The organism is Pontibacter akesuensis, from assembly GCF_001611675.1.
Lineage (GTDB): Bacteria > Bacteroidota > Bacteroidia > Cytophagales > Hymenobacteraceae > Pontibacter > Pontibacter akesuensis.
In genome coordinates, this window is the sequence record NZ_CP014766.1 from 4,352,009 (window position 1) to 4,370,244 (window position 18,236).

The 18,236-nt window shown below is 50.0% G+C and carries 18 protein-coding genes; 7 read left to right on the top strand and 11 right to left on the bottom strand.

Annotated features, from left to right (window positions below):
• The first annotated feature begins 4 nt into the window (after nt 1-4).
• Nucleotides 5-1,123, top strand: coding sequence for a TlpA disulfide reductase family protein (locus A0W33_RS18465; protein ID WP_068839564.1), 1,119 nt, complete (start codon nt 5-7; stop codon nt 1,121-1,123).
• A 133-nt stretch (nt 1,124-1,256) separates the two neighbouring features.
• Here A0W33_RS18465 and A0W33_RS18470 read toward each other — a convergent pair whose 3' ends face one another.
• The 3 genes from A0W33_RS18470 to A0W33_RS18480 form a co-directional block, all read right to left on the bottom strand.
• The gene (locus A0W33_RS18470) at nt 1,257-1,895 is read right to left on the bottom strand and encodes a hypothetical protein (RefSeq protein WP_068839565.1); all 639 of its coding nucleotides are present in this window, start codon (nt 1,893-1,895) and stop codon (nt 1,257-1,259) included.
• 8 nt (nt 1,896-1,903) lie between these two features.
• Nucleotides 1,904-2,437, bottom strand: a complete 534-nt coding sequence (locus A0W33_RS18475) for an acyl-CoA thioesterase (protein WP_068839566.1) — start codon at nt 2,435-2,437, stop codon at nt 1,904-1,906.
• 99 nt (nt 2,438-2,536) lie between these two features.
• Nucleotides 2,537-3,196, bottom strand: coding sequence for a protein-L-isoaspartate(D-aspartate) O-methyltransferase (locus A0W33_RS18480; RefSeq protein WP_068839567.1), 660 nt, complete (start codon nt 3,194-3,196; stop codon nt 2,537-2,539).
• A gap of 205 nt (nt 3,197-3,401) precedes the next feature.
• Between A0W33_RS18480 and A0W33_RS18485 the strand changes: the two genes are divergently transcribed.
• Both A0W33_RS18485 and A0W33_RS18490 read left to right on the top strand, forming a co-directional pair.
• Entirely contained in the window at nt 3,402-3,989 is a 588-nt protein-coding gene (locus A0W33_RS18485) for a riboflavin synthase (protein WP_068839568.1), read from the top strand.
• Between the two features lie 106 nt (nt 3,990-4,095).
• Nucleotides 4,096-4,401, top strand: a complete 306-nt coding sequence (locus tag A0W33_RS18490; RefSeq protein ID WP_068839569.1) for a ferritin family protein — start codon at nt 4,096-4,098, stop codon at nt 4,399-4,401.
• Between the two features lie 15 nt (nt 4,402-4,416).
• On the opposite strand, the gene A0W33_RS18495 is transcribed toward A0W33_RS18490, so the two are convergent.
• Together A0W33_RS18495 and A0W33_RS18500 are read right to left on the bottom strand one after the other, a co-directional pair.
• Complete coding sequence (locus A0W33_RS18495; RefSeq protein ID WP_068839570.1) at nt 4,417-4,878, bottom strand: DoxX family protein; 462 nt, start codon at nt 4,876-4,878, stop codon at nt 4,417-4,419.
• A gap of 67 nt (nt 4,879-4,945) precedes the next feature.
• Complete coding sequence (locus A0W33_RS18500; RefSeq protein ID WP_068839571.1) at nt 4,946-5,569, bottom strand: trimeric intracellular cation channel family protein; 624 nt, start codon at nt 5,567-5,569, stop codon at nt 4,946-4,948.
• Between the two features lie 139 nt (nt 5,570-5,708).
• Between A0W33_RS18500 and A0W33_RS18505 the strand changes: the two genes are divergently transcribed.
• Nucleotides 5,709-6,041, top strand: coding sequence for a DUF4377 domain-containing protein (locus A0W33_RS18505; protein WP_068840237.1), 333 nt, complete (start codon nt 5,709-5,711; stop codon nt 6,039-6,041).
• Nucleotides 6,042-6,076: 35 nt separating this feature from the next.
• On the opposite strand, the gene A0W33_RS18510 is transcribed toward A0W33_RS18505, so the two are convergent.
• From A0W33_RS18510 to A0W33_RS18520, 3 genes are all read right to left on the bottom strand, one after another.
• The gene (locus A0W33_RS18510; RefSeq protein WP_068839572.1) at nt 6,077-6,556 is read right to left on the bottom strand and encodes an SRPBCC family protein; all 480 of its coding nucleotides are present in this window, start codon (nt 6,554-6,556) and stop codon (nt 6,077-6,079) included.
• 65 nt (nt 6,557-6,621) lie between these two features.
• The gene (locus A0W33_RS18515) at nt 6,622-8,898 is read right to left on the bottom strand and encodes a TonB-dependent receptor (protein WP_068839573.1); all 2,277 of its coding nucleotides are present in this window, start codon (nt 8,896-8,898) and stop codon (nt 6,622-6,624) included.
• 202 nt (nt 8,899-9,100) lie between these two features.
• Entirely contained in the window at nt 9,101-9,796 is a 696-nt protein-coding gene (locus A0W33_RS18520; protein ID WP_068839574.1) for an SIR2 family NAD-dependent protein deacylase, read from the bottom strand.
• Between the two features lie 140 nt (nt 9,797-9,936).
• Here A0W33_RS18520 and A0W33_RS18525 point away from each other — a divergent pair, with 140 nt between their 5' ends.
• Both A0W33_RS18525 and A0W33_RS18530 read left to right on the top strand, forming a co-directional pair.
• Nucleotides 9,937-10,410: an AAA family ATPase gene (locus tag A0W33_RS18525; RefSeq protein WP_068839575.1), complete on the top strand. Its 474-nt coding sequence runs from the start codon at nt 9,937-9,939 to the stop codon at nt 10,408-10,410.
• A gap of 89 nt (nt 10,411-10,499) precedes the next feature.
• Nucleotides 10,500-11,729, top strand: a complete 1,230-nt coding sequence (locus A0W33_RS18530; RefSeq protein ID WP_068839576.1) for a pyridoxal phosphate-dependent aminotransferase — start codon at nt 10,500-10,502, stop codon at nt 11,727-11,729.
• Between the two features lie 122 nt (nt 11,730-11,851).
• On the opposite strand, the gene A0W33_RS18535 is transcribed toward A0W33_RS18530, so the two are convergent.
• From A0W33_RS18535 to A0W33_RS18545, 3 genes are all read right to left on the bottom strand, one after another.
• Nucleotides 11,852-13,681 (bottom strand): M2 family metallopeptidase, encoded by a 1,830-nt coding sequence (locus A0W33_RS18535; RefSeq protein WP_068839577.1) that lies wholly within the window; start codon nt 13,679-13,681, stop codon nt 11,852-11,854.
• A gap of 269 nt (nt 13,682-13,950) precedes the next feature.
• On the bottom strand, nt 13,951-15,282 hold the full coding sequence (rmuC, locus tag A0W33_RS18540; RefSeq protein WP_068839578.1) for a DNA recombination protein RmuC: 1,332 nt from the start codon (nt 15,280-15,282) through the stop codon (nt 13,951-13,953).
• A gap of 214 nt (nt 15,283-15,496) precedes the next feature.
• Nucleotides 15,497-16,873: a DEAD/DEAH box helicase gene (locus A0W33_RS18545; RefSeq protein ID WP_068839579.1), complete on the bottom strand. Its 1,377-nt coding sequence runs from the start codon at nt 16,871-16,873 to the stop codon at nt 15,497-15,499.
• 136 nt (nt 16,874-17,009) lie between these two features.
• On the opposite strand from A0W33_RS18545, the gene A0W33_RS18550 reads away from it, so the two are divergent.
• Complete coding sequence (locus A0W33_RS18550; RefSeq protein ID WP_068839580.1) at nt 17,010-18,119, top strand: AI-2E family transporter; 1,110 nt, start codon at nt 17,010-17,012, stop codon at nt 18,117-18,119.
• Nucleotides 18,120-18,236: the final 117 nt, after the last annotated feature.

Consider the following 18,236-nt stretch of genomic DNA (forward strand, 5'->3'; position numbering starts at 1 on the left):
CAAGATGAAGTTACACAACATACTGGCAATAGCCTCGGCTGCCGCTGTTTTGGGAAGCTGCCAGGGAAATAAAACAGCCACTAACGGTGAGGATGCCTTTATCATCCAGGGGAAACTGAATAACGCCACATCAGGCCAGATTTATTTACTTGAGTTGGGTGAGCAGAACTTTGTACCGCGCGATACGGCCGAAGTGAGTTCAGATGGTACTTTCACCTTTGAGGGCACTATCAAAGAACCAACTTTTTACCGCCTTACCCTGGACCAGCAGAACGGTCTGATGCTTGTGTTGGATGAAGGAAAGATCAATGTGGAGGCGGATGCTAAAGACATCAACGGCACGGCCAAAGTAGAAGGTTCAGAAGAGACACAGTTGTTCCTGGAGTTGAATAAATTGGTGAACGAGAACCGCCTGAAGCAAACCGAACTGGAGCAGCGTTACATGGTGGCGCAACAGCAAGGAAACGAGGCAGAAATGGAAAATGTACGTGTAGAGTTTACGCAACTGCAGAAGCAGGTGAAAAACTTTATTGCGCAGCATCCTAAGTCAGTTGTATCTGCTTTCGGTACAGCCAGCCTTATCGACCCCGTGAATGATTTTCCTTTTGCTGATAGTATGGCCACGCTTTTCAACGCTAACATTCCGAACTCCAAGTATACCGCCATGCTGAATGAGCGTTTGAAGCCTTACCGTAGCACCGCTATCGGACAGGTAGCGCCTGATTTTTCGCTACCGACACCTGATGGTGGCACAAAGTCCCTGTCATCTCTAAGAGGCAAGTATGTACTGGTTGATTTCTGGGCAAGCTGGTGCGGACCGTGCCGCAAAGAAAACCCGAATGTGGTGAAGATGTACAACAAGTACAAAGACATGGGCAAAGGCTTCGAAATCTTTGGTGTGTCGCTGGACCAGTCGGAGGACAAGTGGTTAGCCGCGATAGAGAAAGACCAGCTTAAGTGGCCGCATGTATCGGATTTGAAAGGGTGGGAGAGCAGCGCCGCACAACTTTATAATGTTACCGCTATTCCCCAGACAATTTTGCTGGATCCGGAAGGCAGGATCATTGCCAAAGGCTTAAGAGGTGAAGACCTGGAGAATAAACTAGCTTCCCTACTGGAGTAGTAAGATATAGCAGCAAGTATAAAAAGCGACGGCCGGACTATTAAAGACCGGCCGTCGCTTTTTAAATTCGTTATGTTAAAACTTTCTAATGTCGCAGCTAATACGTTTACTTGCGGCAAATCCAATCTATAAATTAGAGAAAGACTTTTTGCAGGGCACCCCAAAGCAGTTTCTTGTGCTCCACATCGTTCTCCAGCATCTTTAACGATTGGGAGAAAACAATCGGCACCGTTCCTATTGTGGCTGGGCTATAAAGCTTAAACTTCTCGTGCGGCTGCTCAGTATCGAGGCGGCTGGCGAAGGAGATGATATAGTTTAACTCCAATTCCTGCTGTAAGTCCTCGAAACGTGCTGTCTCTCCAGACAAATTGTTCACGTAGGCTACATCGGCAGGCTTCAGGCCAATGGCACCGAGAATCTTCTGCAGAAAACCAAGTTGGGGCAACCCCATAAACTCTGTGTCAGGAAGGGTTACGAGCACCACGACACCTCTGCTGTTTTCGCCCAGTATTTTGTACTTCTGCTGAATTGGCGCGGTTTGCGCTGTTACAGGGATTTTAGGAATAGCAGGCGCAGCTTTTGGAGCAGGCGCTTCAGGTGGAGTTGCTGGTTGCACGGGTGCGGCGTCTAAGGTCTCCATAGCAGCCGCTTCCGGTGAGACACTAACAGGAGCTGGAGCTGGTAAAGCTTCCTCACCTGGCACCGCATAGATGGTTTCAGGTAAAAAGTTCTTCAGAAACTCATTGCTTAGGTCTGCCTGCAATCCTGCCATTTTATACTTTACGCCGAAGCGTCTTCTTTCAGATCAAAAATTGACTTCAACTCATTGGCTTCGCTCGGCTTCATGCGGCCACCCAACACCAGGCGCAGCTGGCGGCGGCGTAGTGCTCCCTCGTACATGCGAATTTCCTCTTCGGTCTCCGGCACGGCATCCGGCACATCAATCGGGTTACCGGACTGATCCACAGCTACAAAGGTAAAGAATGCCTGGTTTGACATTACCTTTCTGCCGCTCGGAATATCCTCAGCATAAACGATAATGTTCACTTCCATGGAAGAGTTAAAGGCGCGGGTAACCTTCGCCTCCAGCGTTACCACATTTCCTAACTTTATACTTTCGGAGAACGATACGTTGTCTACGGAGGCCGTTACAACAATACGGTTGGAATGCTTCTGCGCGGCAATGGCAGAGACAATGTCCATCCAGTGCATCATGCGCCCACCCATTAAATTGTGCAGGGTATTGGTGTCGTTGGGCAACACCAGCTCGGTCATGATAACATATGATTCAGATACTTTTTTTTGTTTGCGCATGCTTGTGCCGTAGTTTGATGGGGCAAAGATAGGCTTCAGCAGCCAAAGGATAAAATCAGCGGGGAAAGTTAATGCAAGTATAACGTACCCGCCGCTCCCTTATTCCTGGCCATCCCAGCCAGAGCGGCCCAGCAAGGGCACAAACTTGAAATCAGCAAACTCTTCACGAGTAAACTCTCCCTCTGCCACACGCGTAATGCGCATCATTTTCTGCGTGTTTTCATTCCCAACAGGAATAACCAGAATGCCGCCAATGGTTAACTGACGAAGCAACTCTTTTGGCACAACGGGCGCACCAGCCGTAACAATTATTTTGTCGTAAGGCGCATGGGCAGGCAAGCCCAAAGAGCCATCGCCATGAAATGTGTGGGGCTTCAACCCGTGTTTGCGGAAAAAGATGTTAGCCTTTTCGTACAGCGGCCGGTTATACTCGATGGTGTATACGTGCGGGGTGATCTGCAACAGGACGCTGCACTGGTAACCTGAGCCAGTACCAATTTCCAATACCTTGTCCGTCGGCTTCAATTGCAGCAGCTCAGTTTGGAAGGCAACAGTATAAGGCTGAGAAATAGTCTGGCCCTCGCCAATAGGAAATGCCTTATCCTGATAGGCTTGTTCCAAAAAGGCTTTGTCGAAAAAATAATGGCGCGGTACAGTTTCGATGGCGTCGAGCACACGCGGATCACGGATACCCTTTTCCCGGAGTATCTTCACCAACGAGCGGCGCATGCCTTTGTGTCTGTACGAGTCTGTTTGCATGGGTATAGAGGTTGATGTGTAATATATAACGCTACTAAAATCAGCAGCTTCGCGAAAATAGGCATATCTGCTCACTTTGCTGCCCTTTTTGACCGCACATGCCTTAATTTAATGACCTGAAACTAAAGTCAGGCAAAGCTGTTAACTTTGGATGCAGCCAATTCTATATTATACGTAAAACCAATCGCATAAAAGAAGATATCCCATGTTTACAGGAATTATTGAAGGACTTGGCCGCGTAACGGCTATCCGGGAGGAAAATACAAACAAGCATTTCACACTTTCTTCCCCCTTCACCAACGAGCTGAAGATAGACCAGAGTGTGGCCCATAACGGGGTCTGCCTGACGGTGGTAAGTATAAAGGGAGACGAGTACACTGTGACGGCCATTGATGAAACGCTAAAAAAAACAAACCTAAACCACCTCAAATCAGGCGATGTGGTGAACCTGGAGCGCTGCATGCTTTCGAACGGACGGTTTGATGGGCATGTGGTGCAGGGCCATGTGGACCAGACGGCAATTTGTGAAGAGGTAAAAGACGAAAACGGCAGTTGGATCTTTACTTTCCGCTACGAAACCAGCCAGGGTAATGTAACCGTGGAGAAAGGCTCCATCTGCGTAAACGGAATCAGCTTAACTGTTTTCAACTCGCAGGAAGACCGCTTCTCTGTGGCCATCATTCCCTATACCTATGAGCACACCAACCTGCATCAGGTAAAAGCGGGCGACACGGTGAACCTGGAGTTTGATATCATAGGGAAATATGTGGCAAGGCTATTAGGTAAGCAGTAAGCATTTGTAAGCAGGTGGTAGGGCAATTAGTAGCAGCGTTCAGCAGCAAATAAAACTGCTTTGTGTGACTCCCGTTACAGGGGTAGAAACTTAAAACAGCACGCATATGCCTACAGAACAATATCACGAACCCGCACACGAATTATCAGACCAGACCCGCACGTTTGTGCGCATGATCACTTCCGTGATTGAAGAGGCCGAAGCCATCAGCTGGTACGAACAACGCATTTCCATCGAGAAAGACGAGGAGGCGAAAGCCATTATGAAAAATGCCCAGAACGAGGAGTTCAAGCACTTTGGCATGGACCTGGAATTTTTGCTGCGCAAGAAGCCAGCCTGGCGTGAAATGATGAAGATTATACTTTTTACTGAAGGCGATATTGTGGCAAAGGGAGAGCAGGCGGAAGACTAATTCTGACCTTGTTATTTAAAACTTTCTGTCCTGGCTGGCCATGGCGTCGTCGATGCTGAGCCGGCCAGCTCCTCCCACCGTCAAGGCCCAGGCCATGCCAATTACCAGCAGGTGGTATTCGTAACCCTCGCCGGCCTGGCTGCCGCTCCAGTTCATAAAAAAGCCATAGGGGAGGTGCACGTTCAGGATTATACCAATAAACAGCAACACAAAGCACAGGCCCCACAACCGCGTCCAGAAGCCAAGTATGAGGCAGATGGAGCCAATCACTTCAATAATAATGACGAGCCAGCCAAGCCAGCCCGGCATTCCGGACATCTGCTCAAACGCCTGCATAAAGCCCGCGGGCCCGTGGCCCCCAAACCAGCCAAACAGTTTCTGTGCCCCATGCGGAAACATCACCAGCCCGAGGAAAACGCGAAGTATGGTTAAGCTCCAGGTATCCGGTGTTTGAAGTATTCTGTCTTTGAAGGCCATACGTTATAGATTGATCTGCAACATTGAACACTACGGATTTTTCAGCACGGGGATAACCGGCAGCGATTTAGGGCTGGCGCAGCCGGTTGAACTTAGGCAGGCTTAAGTTATATTTCACCGCCAAGAGACGCATCACAATAATCAAGAGCACAGAGGAAATAAAGTTGATGTTCCGACCCACTTCCAGGTACTCCAGCCCCAGGTAAAAAGCGGCGCCCAGCAGGCAGGCGCTGGCGTAGAACTCCTGCCGAAACAACACCGGCACCTCGTTTGTCAGGATATCCCGGATCACGCCCCCCATCACTGCCGAAAACATGCCCATGATGGCCGCAATTTCCGGACTTGCCCCAAGGCTAAGGGCCTTTTCCATCCCAACAATAGTGAAGAGCGCGATTCCCAAAGTATCAAAAAGCAGGAAAGTGCGCCGTAGCCGCAACAGCCATTTGTAAAAGATACCGCTGAAGATAATGGCAGCGATAATGATGTAAAGCAGCGTTACGTCCTGTACCCACACCAGCGGGTAGCTGCCCAACATGATATCACGGAGGCTTCCCCCGCCGATGGCAGTTACAAAACCGATAAAACCGGCGCCAAACCAATCCTGCTCCTGGTCGCGCTCGCTGGCGGCCAGTGCCCCGGACATGGCGAAGACCACGGTACCAATCAACTCAAGTATGTATTGTATTTCCAAGGCTGCTTTGCTAAAGCAGGCAAGTTACAAGGCTAAGGCTTCAGAATAAAATAAATAGGGAATAGATCGAGTGACAATGCCTCTCTATGCAACCAAAGCACTACTTACCGGGGTCTCTAATTTAAACAAGCTGAGAAATATGAAAAACATTACCCTTGTCGCTGCCCTAATTCTAGGATTTAGTTCTTGCAAGAAAGAAGCGTTAGAAACAGTTGAAACTACCATGCACGTGAACTACTACAGGCAGTCCTGCCAGGGAGTGGGGGAGATGAAGTGTCTGCTTGTACAGGAAGGAAATCAGGTAGGATCCAGCGACTGGACCCTCTTCTATGACAGGATAGAAGGCTTCCAATATGAAGAGGGGTTTACCTATGTTCTAAGAGTAAGAGTTGAAAAAGTGGAAAACCCACCTGCAGACGGATCAAGCCGAAAGTACATCCTGTTAAAGATTATATCTAAAGATGAGGTGTAGCTACACTTCTCCTTAACGACGCAAAAAGAAACTAACTACTCCTGCGGCAGCACTTCCTGCCACCGCTCGCTTTCAGCATAAGCTTTGATAACAAGATTGCGCTGCTGCAGCAACTGCGTCATGTACTTCTTCAGAAAAAGCTTGTCTGCAAGCTTACCCAGGATGCCAAGAGGGGAAGTATAATCAAAGATATCCTGCATGGTAGTCAGCTCATTATTATACTTAAATGAATGCGTGTGGTGAAAGCGCCGAAATGATCCCTGCACCATCTCATCCACAAAGTATGTCGGCCGTTCAAAAGCGGTAATTTTGCTTGTCAGGTGCTGCCAAATCCCAAAATGTTTAGCCCGCCACGTTACTTCCTGATTTAGGTTGATAAGTCCTTCCGTTATACCTGCCACCGCGGTTTCCTGTGTGGCAGCAGTTGATAGTTGATGCAGGTCTATACTCCGGCTCAGGTCAAAGCAGCGTGCAGCGGGAGCAGCAATAAGGGTTTCCAGGTAGATGACAGGCATAAGACAAGATAAGAAGCGTTTGCTATACTTCCTCACGTTTGCAAGTATAAACCCCACAACCTGCCTTACATCAAACCGAATTTTATCCCAAAGAAGAAGGTCCTGGGCCGCGCTGGACCATAAATGTAGTTGCTGTCACGGAAAGCACCTGTGTCAAAATCGCTCTGGTAGGCATTGAAAATGTTCTGCACGCCCGCGTTTAGCTGGAGGTCTTTTTCTAAACTTTTAAGGGTGAAGCGGTAGGAGAGCTTCAGGTTGTTTTCAAGGAAGGATGGGGAAGTATATAGTACGTCTTTTACCACGCCTGGCGCACCCGCAAAATGTGGCACCAGCATTGGCCCGGTATACACCCCAGAGAAAGTAGCGTTGAATCGGCTTTGCGGCAGTAACGTGAGCACATAATACCCATAGGCATCGGGCGAGCGCAGGTAGGTTCTGGTGCCGGCGATCTCTTCCGACCATGCCACTGGCGCGTCATACCGCGACTTCTGAAACGTAAATCCGGCCTCTAACTGAAAGCGCTGATCATAATTCAGCCTTCCCTCCAACGTAACTCCCTTTACCGTGGAAAGGCTTCCGTTTTTACGCAGCAACTGCTGGTTGCCGCTTTCGTCAGTGCCTATTTCCTCCAGCACAAATGCACCCTGAAGCCGTGTGTAGAAGCCATCCACTGTGAAGCCATATATCATTTGCTCAGTCGCTTTATTAAAATCCACCGAAAGGTTAAGGCTGTTGGATGTTTCTTCCCGTAAGTCCGGGTCCAGCTGAATCAGGGAGATGCCGCCGCCTGCAAAGGCAATGTGCATGTCAGTCTCAAAGGCTTGTGGTGCCTTGAAACCACGGGCATAGGAGGTCCGGATTTGAGTGGTGGTGCCCAGCTTGTAAAGCAGGTTCAGGCGGGGCGTCAGTATCAGCCTGTCTACGTTGGAATGTCTGTTTATCCGGACCCCTGAAAGCACGGTCAAGGCCGCATTCACGTCCCAATCACTTTGCAGAAACAAGCCTGTTAGATTTGTTCTCTGGTCGATCAGGTAACCGTGTGCTTCGATTTCATCAAAGGTATACTCATACTGATGCTCAGCACCTGTCGTGAAGGTGTTGGTGCCCCCTAAAAAAGACGGAGCCTTAACGTTGAACTGGAAACCGCCCTGCAAGGTGTGGTTCCTGGTGCTGCCCCAGCCATCCGATTGCCCAATGCCCGTGTAATGGCTTCTTTTTGTATTTTGGCCCGAGCCATACAGGCTGTAGGAGGTATTATTTTTGCCGGAATGATCCCAATTAAAGCCGCCCACAAGTATGTTCTGTAGCCTGTATTCCGATTGGTCTGCTTTGTCTGCTGGGCCTTCCAGTTTGTTGCCGCCATGCCGCTCTTCGTTAATGCTCCATCCATTCACGTCTATTGCATCATTTGCGGTCGGTTTGAAAAAGGAGTTGAAGCCGAAAGAGTTGTTCACCAGTTCTGGTAACTCCGAAAATCCGTCCCCGTTAGCATCGAAGGCTCCTTTGTCGCGGTGCGAGGCAAAAAAGGAAACACCGGCATTGCGTGCCTCATTGACAGTGTTAATGTTGGCATTCAGAAAGTGATCCCATGCCTTACCGCCCACCACAGAAGAGTTGGAGGAGAAAGTATAGGTGCTTTCCTCCGGCTCTTTTGTGATGATATTAACCGTTCCGGCAATGGCACTGGAGCCATACAAAACAGAACCTCCGCCGCGCACTACCTCCACACGCGCCACCATGTTTGCCGGTATCTGCTCTAACCCATAAAGGCTCATTAGGGCATTAAACACAGGTCGGCTATTGATAAGCACCTGAGAGTAGGAGCCGCCAAGGCCATTCATACGCAATTGTGTGTAACTGCAGGTTTGGCAGTCGGTTTCCATCCGCAGGCCCGGCTGAAAGCAAAGTCCTTCAGAGAGCGTATTTGACTGCGTGAAACTAAATACCTTGCTGTCCAGCACGTTGACAGCAACAGGGCTTTCCAGCCTGCGCCGCTCTGTGCGCGTACCTGTTACAACCACCTCATTTAATGTCGCATTCGCCTCAGCCATGTGGATGGCAACGGTAGTGGCAGCATTTGCAAAAACCTGCACCTTTTGGTGATGTGGCTTATATCCGATAGCAGAAACCACTAACTCATAAGTGCCTGTTGGAACATTGCTTAAGCTAAAGTAGCCTTTCTCATTAGTTGGAGTTCCTAAGGAAGTATGCAGCAGTGCTACACTAGCATAGGGCACTGCTGCGTCGTTGGCAAATATTTTCCCTTCAATGGTTCCTACTGTTTGTCCAAATATGGACGGACTTAGGAACAGGGCAAACAGGAGTGTAATATTAAACTTCATTTTGAGAGTAGGTGATAAACAAAATTACACATGAATAATATATAATTTAGACTAATCTAAACTTAAGATTAGGCACATTTGTTTCACCTGCTAATTAAAAACTATAAATGTTGTTCCATAAGCATGGAGGGAGGAGTTAATAAAACAAAAGCGCCACCCGGATTAGGAGGTGACGCTCTTATTTAAATTAAAAATTTAGTGCCTATTTATACTTGTCGAGAAGAAGCTGTTTTACTTTTTGCATGCCTGTGCTTGCCTTTTCTTCGTACCGGTGTACATTCGCTCGCTGCCGCATACTGGGCAAATTGGGGTCTACCACAAAGATGGGTACATCCGGGTCCACCAGATCCACCAGCCCGGCTGCGGGGTATACTACCAGCGAGGTGCCCACTACCAGAAAGATATCAGCCTGCACTGTTTCTTCGGCCGCTTTCTCCATCATGGGCACGGGTTCGCCAAACCAGACGATATTCGGTCTTAGTTGTGATCCCTTCTCACATTTGTCACCTACATTCAATTCCCAGCCATCCATAAGGTAAACCAGGTTTGGGTCCAGCGTGCTGCGGCTCTCGAACAATTTCCCATGTAGGTGAATCACATTGCTGGAGCCGGCCCGCTCGTGCAGGTCGTCCACGTTTTGTGTGATAATGCGCACATCAAAACTTTCTTCCAACTCTGCCAAAGCCAGATGCGCCGCATTAGGTTTAACACTGTGGGCATTTTTGCGACGCTGGTTGTAAAAGTCCAGCACCAGCTCCGGGTCTTTGCGCCAGCCTTGCGGCGAGGCGACATCCATCACATCGTGCCCTTCCCATAGCCCGTCGGCATCCCGGAAAGTGGCAATTCCGCTTTCAGCGCTTATACCTGCACCTGTTAATACCACCAGTCTTTTTTTCATCGCGTTATGCTTGTTTTATACTTCACTTGTACCATAGTAGGTCTTTGAGGTTATAAGAGAGACAGCGCTTTTATGTTGCACGCATCATGAGCGGCATTGGAATCGTTAAGGTATACAGATCAGGAACAATAAAAAAGTAAATGCAGGCCATCATCTTTTGCGGCATCCAAGCCAGCGGTAAATCCACTTATTACAAAGAGCACTTCTTTAACAGCCACGTGCGTATCAGTATGGACCTGCTGCGCACGCGAAACCGGGAAAGCCTTTTTTTGGAGGCCTGCCTACGCAGCAACATGCGGTTTGTGGTAGACAACACCAATCCCACCGCTGAAGAAAGAGCAAAATACATTCATCTGGCGAAGGCCGCGAAGTATGAGGTTCTTGGCTTTTACTTTGAAGCAAACTCCACGGAAGCTGTTGCCCGTAACAGCCTGCGCAGCGGACGGTTTAAGGTGCCGGATAAAGCCATCTATGGCACGCACAAAAAGCTGCAGCCACCTACGCTGGCAGAGGGATATGACGCACTATACCTTGTCAGGCTGCTGCCTAACGGGCACTACCAAGTCCGGCAGCCAGGGCAGGAGGAGGATGGGAAACAAAACGAAATAGCTTAAACACCATCTAAAGCAATTCTGAAAATTTATACCCACAGCAGCTGTGCATGCTGTTTCGGGCCTTGCTATCTTCGCTAAATTTTTCGAGTATGATTCAACGAAGCGAGCGGCTCAACAATGTGTCTTACGACCTGTGCGGGCCATTATACGAGCGGGCTAAGGAGCTGGAGCTTCTGGGTCACCACATCACAAAACTGAACATCGGCAATCCGGCGCCCTTTGGGTTTGATGCCCCTGCGGAAGTGATCGAAACTATTGTGCAGCACCTGCGCCATGCCCAGGGGTACTCTGACCACAAAGGTATTTTAAGTGCCCGTGAAGCCATAAAAGACTACTATACTTCTAAAGGCATTGCAGATATTCATACCGATGACATTTTCCTGGGTAACGGCTTAAGCGAACTGATCATGCACGCGGTGCAGGCGCTGCTGAACGAGGGGGATGAGGTGCTGGTACCGTCGCCAGATTACCCCCTGTGGACAGCTGCCGTTCGTTTTTCGGGTGGCAAAGCGGTGCATTACCTATGCGATGAGGAAGCGGAGTGGTTTCCGGATGTGGCGGATATCAAAAGCAAGATCAGCAGCAGGACACGCGCCATTGTTATCATCAATCCCAACAACCCCACAGGCGCTGTTTATTCTAAAGAGCTGCTGCAGGAACTGGTGAATTTGGCAGAACAGCACAACCTTGTTATTTTCTCAGATGAGATATATGATAAGATTCTGTACGAGAACACACCTTATACTTCCACAGCCACGCTTTCGGACGAGGTGCTTTGTGTGACCTTTAGCGGCTTATCCAAAAATTACCTGGCAGCAGGTTTCAGGGCAGGATGGATGCTGCTGACTGGCGCCAAAAGCAAATCAGCAGCTTATATTAATGGACTGAACACCTTGGCCAGCCTGCGCGTGTGCAGCAATGTGCCCGCTCAGTATGCCATTGCCGTAGCTCTAAAAGGCCAGCAGCACATCCACGACCTCACCAAACCCACCGGACGACTGGGTGAGCAGCGGGCTATTTGCTACGAAAAGCTTACGGCTATACCGGGAATCACCTGCGTAAAGCCCAAAGGTGCTTTTTACATGTTCCCGAAACTTGACGTAAAGAAGTTTAACATCCAGGATGACCAGCAGTTTGCCCTGGATTTGCTTTCGGAGCAGCATGTGCTACTGGTGCAGGGCAGCGGCTTTAACTGGCAAAAGCCCGATCACTTCCGGGTAGTATACCTGCCCGAGAAAGCGCAGCTAAGTCAGACAATGGATAAGCTGGCTAACTTCCTCCAGACTTACCAGCAAGGTGTGTTGGAGTTAAAAAGTTAGAGGGTTAATGAGGTAGAAAGTATAAAATGTCATTAATGAAAGAGCCGCAGCGGAATTCCGTTGCGGCTCTTTTTATACTTGCCGAACCAATTCATAATTCAGCATTCATACTTCATCATTAACTAGATCGTGTATTTGCGGCCTTTGTTCTGCGCTTTCAGGTACTCCATCAGCGGCTGGAAGTAATCGACCATGGCACGGGCGCTAAGCTCTTCGCCGGTTTTTTCCTTCAGCATATGGCGCCAGTCGGCTGAGGCACCTGGGTACATGATGTCGCGCAGGAAGTTGCCCACTTCTTTTTTGCCATAGTAGTTTGTGGCGTGCGGGTCCTGCTTCAAAATGTTCTTGGCGATGTGGTCGTGCAACTGGAACAGGATAACATAGCTCAGCGCATAATCATAGTACTGGGCCGCATCGTCGTTAATGTGCGTTTTGGTTGCTGCATCCAGGTACTGCTCGCCACGCTCGGTTGGAGGCACAATACCCTGGTATTGCTTCGTCAGTTCCCACCAGCGCTTGTTCAGTTGGTCGGCCGGCAGGTTGTTGGCGTAGAAATCGTTTTCCCACTCACTCATCACACCAGCAGAGAACGGAATGAACGTCACATAACTCAGCGCCTCCTTCAACAGCGACTGCACCTCGTCTGTCTTCGCGTCTTTCTCAATCAGGTTCAGTTCGGCCAGGAAAGGCTTTTGCATGGCCGCCAGGCCCATCAAGCTACCAATGGCCTCATGATAGGCACGGTTGGCGCCACCTCGCAGCAGCACCGGCACATCCGGGTTGGTGTAGGTCATGTAGTAGTAGATGTGTCCCAGCTCGTGGTGCGTGGTCTCGTACCACTCCGAGTTCGGCTCCACACTCATCAGGCTGCGCACGTCCTGGTCCAGGTCCATGTGCCAGGCCGAGGCGTGGTTGTTCTTCTTGTAATTGGCACCGGCTGGCAGCGGGTACAGGCTCGACTTCGTGTAAAACGTCTTCGGCATTTCCGGGAAACCAAGGCTGGTATAAAAGCGCTCTCCCTGTTGCACCAGCCACTCGGCCCCTTTCGGTTTTAAGGCTGCATCCAGGTCAATGCCCTCCACATTCACCATCGAGCTCCAGTCCTGGCCCCAGCGGTTTGGCACCCAATGCGCCGGCAGGTAGTCCGGCACTTCCTTCACGCCGTACTGCTTGGCCAGTTCATAGCGTGCGTACGTATGCAACTCGCGGTAAAGCGGACGCAGCTCTTTGTTTATCTGCTGCATCAGGTCCATCATCTCAGCACGCGTCATGCCGTAATCAGAAGCCTGGTAGGTGAAGTAATCGTCGTAGCCGAGGCTTTGCACGGTTTTATTGCGCAGCTCTCTCAGGTTCAGAAGCCCTTCTTTCAAGCCCGGACCCACTTCCTTGCTGGCATTCCACGCCGCCAGACGCTTCTTCACGTCAGTTTCCGTCTTCAGTAAGTTGTCAATGTCATTGGTGCTCACCGACTTCTCGTACAGGCGGTAATCGAAACCGTAAAGCTTTTCGGTCTGCTCTGTTTCGGCTTTGATGCGCGCCTTCACCACGTCCGGGATAATCTGCGGGTTGTTTGCTCCGCTGTAAAGTATAGCCTCGAACTGCTTTACCTGCAGCGGCGTCAGCTGATCCTTTTTCTCCAGCATGGCCTTGGCCGTGTTAATGTTCACGGCACTGCCGGTAAATGCGGCAAACGCCTCGTTGGCCTTTCGGGTGGCCACGGCGTTGGTGGAGTCCCCTTCCACAATCTTTGTGTTTGATGCCCACTCAGCCTCAGCCGATTTGGTGTACAGATCCTGGTAGGTGCTGGAATATTGGTCGAGGAAAGTTTGCGCCTCCTGTTGTACCTCAGTCAGCACAGCAGTCGCCTCGGTACCGGCGTTCTCTGCTTTCTGACTGGAGCAGGAGGAGAGGAGTACAGCGGCCGTGAGACCGGTGAAGATTAGTTTTTTCATGTGATCAGGTTAGTTTACAGTATTACGAATATAGCATTATACGCTCGAGGAGCAAAAACCTTGCAAACTGATCCGCAGCCCAGGCCTACTCCCAATTTTTTCTCCACAGAAGTATAAAAACCACTTAAATTGATGTAAGAATGGTTACTCAAGCATACACACTGGCACTGCTGTCATCGCTCACCTGCTAAAAAGCCGTGACGAAAAAGAGCGGCCCTGGAGATCCCAAAGTCACTCTATGATTTTCAATAGAAGGAAGTATAAACCCGCTATACCTCTGATTTCTCTTCCGGCAGTTGTGCTTCCTGCAGCAGGCTGGTGTCTATTGTCTTGCTGGTTTTGGCACCCAGTTCGCGCAATATCTCTACCCGCCGGATGAGATTTCCCTTGCCGTCAGTGAGTTTGTTCATGGCGCTGTTGTAGGAATTCTGGCTGTTCTCCAGGTGCTTTCCAATTGTTTTCAGATCATCCACAAAGCCCACGAACTTATCGTACAGTTTGCCGCTCTCTTCGGCGATGCGAATTACATTGCGCTTCTGGTCTTCCTGCCGCCACACGCCGGCCACGGTACGCAGCGTTGCCAGAAGGGTAGAGGTGGTCACCAGCACGATGTTGCGATCGAAGGCGTCGGTGAAGAGATCGTGGTCATTTTGCAGGGCCAGGCTGAAGGCGGGCTCAAGCGGAATGTACATCATCACAAAATCAGGTGAGTTGATGCCGTTCAGGCGGTGGTAGTCTTTGCGGCCCAGGTCGGTGAAGTGCGTGCGGATGGAGTTGATGTGGCTGCGCAAGTATAGCTCCTGCTGGTGATCGTCCTCGCAGCTGCAATAGGCTTCATAGGCCACCAGCGACAGCTTAGAGTCGATAATCAGGTGCTTTCCCTCCGGCAGGCGGATGATCACGTCCGGCCGGTATACTTTGTTGTCCTCGTTCTGGCGCACTTCCTCACGCTCAAAATGCACTCCTTTGCGCAACCCGGATTTTTCGAGCAGGCTCTCCAGCAGGTATTCGCCCCAGTTGCCCTGTGTTTTGTTTTCCCCTTTCAGGGCTTTGGTAAGGTTGATGGCATCCTGGCTCATTTGCTGATTCAGGGAAGCCAGCTGCGTGATCTGCTCCTTAAGGGAAATACTATCCTTCAGGTTCTTCTCGTAAGTCTGGTCTACCTTGGCTTCAAATTCTTTAATGCGCTCCTTCAGAGGGTTCAGGATACGCTCCAGGTTTTCAGAGGATGATTTGTTGAAGTGCTCGGCGTTGTTCATGAGCACCTGGTTGGAAATGCTCTGGAACTGCTGCAGGAACTTCTCGCGCAGCCGCTCCAACTCACGCCCCTGCTCCTGCAGGCGGGCTTTCAGGTGCTCGTAGTCCGTCTCGGTTTTGGTGAGGGCATTGGTGAGCTCCATGGTTTCCGTCTGCGCTTCCCGCAGCAACGCTTTTAACTGTTCCACATCGGCTGTCTGCTGCCTTGCCTGCGCCTCCAGCACACCCTGTGTCACAGCGGCCTGGTTCGCCACCTGCTGCAGGCTGTTCAACTTCCCCTTCAGCCCCAGAAAGGCCACCACCAAGCCTCCCAAAAAAGCTGCTATGCCTATGAGTATCTCCATAAGGTAAAGGTAGCAGATTATTAGTTTTTTGTTGCGAAATTGCTAAAGAAATTAGTTAATGAGACTGGAGTACGTGTTGAAGGAAAATGAAGTATAAGATCCACAGTACACTATACATCGCGCCTCCCAAGAGTTTTCCGCATAAAGTTCAGAATAGATTTCTCCCTTGGGTCGAAATGACATTAGCTGTTGGAAGGTGGTGGGAATAGATTATCTATCGCACCAGACTTACTTTATACTTCTTGCCTTTGATTTTAGCACCGTTCAGTTTTGCCACTGCCTTAGATGCGGCTGCTTCCGGTACGGCCACAAAGCTATGGAAATCCTGAATTTCGATCTTCCCAATTTCTGTGGCATTCATGCCTGCCTCCGCAATCAGCGCACCCACAATATCGCGTGGGCTGAGCTTGTCTTTGCGGCCCCCGCTGATGTGCAGCGTTGTGAAAACAGGTGCCTCGGTAGCCGCTGATTTTTTAGCAGCTTTTAAATTAGAAGGTTCCAGCCAGTTGTCTACCTGCACTTCAGGCCACTGCTCCAGCTTTTGCGCCTCGCGTTGATTTACCAGGCTGTACACGGTACCAGAGCGGCCGGCGCGTCCTGTACGACCACTACGGTGCAGGTAAGCAGCCTCATCGTAAGGCAGCTCCAGGTGTATGATTGTTTCCAATTTATCGATATCTAGTCCGCGGGCAGCAAGGTCGGTGGCGACAAGTATGGCGGCAGTTCCGTTGCGAAAAAGCGTCATGGTTTTATCGCGTTCGCGTTGCTCCAGTTTGCCATGCAGTGCCTTGGCCGCAAAGCCATACTCCTGCAGGTGGTGGGCCACTTCTTCGGTGGTGAGGCGGGCATTCACAAAAACTACTGTACCAGCGTGTGGTATGCTTTCCAGCACGCGCACCAGTGCATCGCGTTTCTGCTCATCCGGTACTTGCACTCCAATATACCTGATACGATCAGGAACAGAGGTGGCCGTGGCCTGCACAAATTCAGGAGCGCGCAGTGATTCGGTTATCAACTCCTTTACATCACCCGACATGGTGGCCGAGAATAAAATGGTCTGCCGCTCACGGGGTAAGGCACGCATCAGGGTATCCAACTCCTCCTCAAATCCCATCTCCAGCAATTTGTCGGCCTCATCCAGCACCACCTGCTTTGCATGCCTTAGGTCTAATGTTCTGCGGCCAAGGTGGTCAGTCAGTCTGCCGGGTGTACCCACCAGTATCTGGGGTGGATGCACCAGCGAGTCTTCTTCAATGCGGTAGGAGTGGCCACCGTAAAAAGCGCTGATCTTTAGATTTGGGATGTGCCTGGCATACTGCTTCAGCTCCTGGCGCACCTGCACCGCCAGCTCGCGCGTTGGCACAATTACCAACGCCTGCACCTGCTGCAGTTCCGGATTTACGCGCGCCAACAGCGGCAAACCGAAGGCTGCCGTCTTTCCGCTGCCGGTCTCGGCCTGCCCGGCCACATCGCTGCCCTTTAACAGAAGCGGAATAGCCTGTTCCTGTATGGGCGTGGGAGAAGTATAGCCAAGGTCTTGCAGGCCTTGTAGTAAAACATCAGAAAGTTGCAGGTCGCGGAAAGTAGTCATGAGTAGTGAATTAATTTGCAAAGGTACAGCTTTCCCGGCAGCTTACGGCCACTAGTTGTGCTATTCATACTATACTGTGGAGCCCCCAAAGAGGATACCTAAAACAAAAACAGGGTAAAATGCAGTACTAGGAGGTATGGGAGTAAAATACAGGAAGATAAAGCGCCTAACTTTTATACTTTTATTTGCTATCCTGCTCGTTTATGTGCTGGTAGAAGCCAGGGAGTTCCTGTACCCGATCTTTATCGCTATACTTTTTTCATACCTGCTTTATCCCATCGTCAGCAAGCTCGAGGAGTGGGGTGTGCCGCGTATTCTGGCCAATCTGCTAACGATTATAGCCGGTATGGCTACCGTAGTAGGCGTATTAGTCTTGCTTTACCAGCAGTTGTCTAATTTTCTCGGTGATCTTCCTGCGCTACAGGAGCAGGCATTCAAAAATATCGATCGCCTGCAGTTTTTCCTGGAACGGAGGTTTGGTGAATTTGAAAACACAAACAAGCTATGGCTCAGGCAGCAGGTGGCGGGTGCTTTTCAGCTTAGCGGCACCCTTATCAAAAATGTGCTGAAAGCCACAACCGACACCCTTGTGAAGTTCGGCCTGATGCCCGTGTATGTTTTCCTGATGCTATACTACCGCAATAAGTTTGAGAATTTCCTGTACCGGCAAATCCCTTCTTTTCAGCACTCCAAAGCACAGAATATTCTGGAGGAGATTTCCCAGGTTACTAAGCGCTACATGACGGGTGTGGTGATAGTTATACTTATACTATGCGTGATCAACTCCACAGGTTTGCTCCTGATCGGTCTGGAGTACGCGATACTGCTGGGCATCTTATCGGCCTTCATGAATTTTATACCCTATTTCGGCACGCTGATAGGAGGGGCCATTCCACTGCTGTACGTGCTCATGGTGCAAGGATCGCCGCAGAAAGCACTGGCTGTGGTGTTGTTTTTCCTGCTGGTGCAGTTCACTGAAAACAACATTCTGACGCCCAACATCACCGGGAGCAAAGTGAACATCAACCCCATGTTCACTATACTTAGTATTGTGGTGGGAGGCATGATCTGGGGATTGCCGGGTATGTTTGTGGCCGTTCCTTTTCTGGGTATGTTCAAGATATACTGCGACTACACCGACGGCCTAACCGCATGGTCATACCTGTTGGGAACAGAAGGAACAGAAGAACATGCTTTCACCATTAATAAGCTTAAAATCCTATTCAGCAGGAGGAAGCAAGGGTAATTTATGTTAGCACCTTGTAATACTTTTACTTCCAACTTCAACAAAGATTTTTAAGTATAACTGACAAGTATAATCGCTCCAAGTATGGCTTCAATTTTCTATAAAACAGCAGGGCCG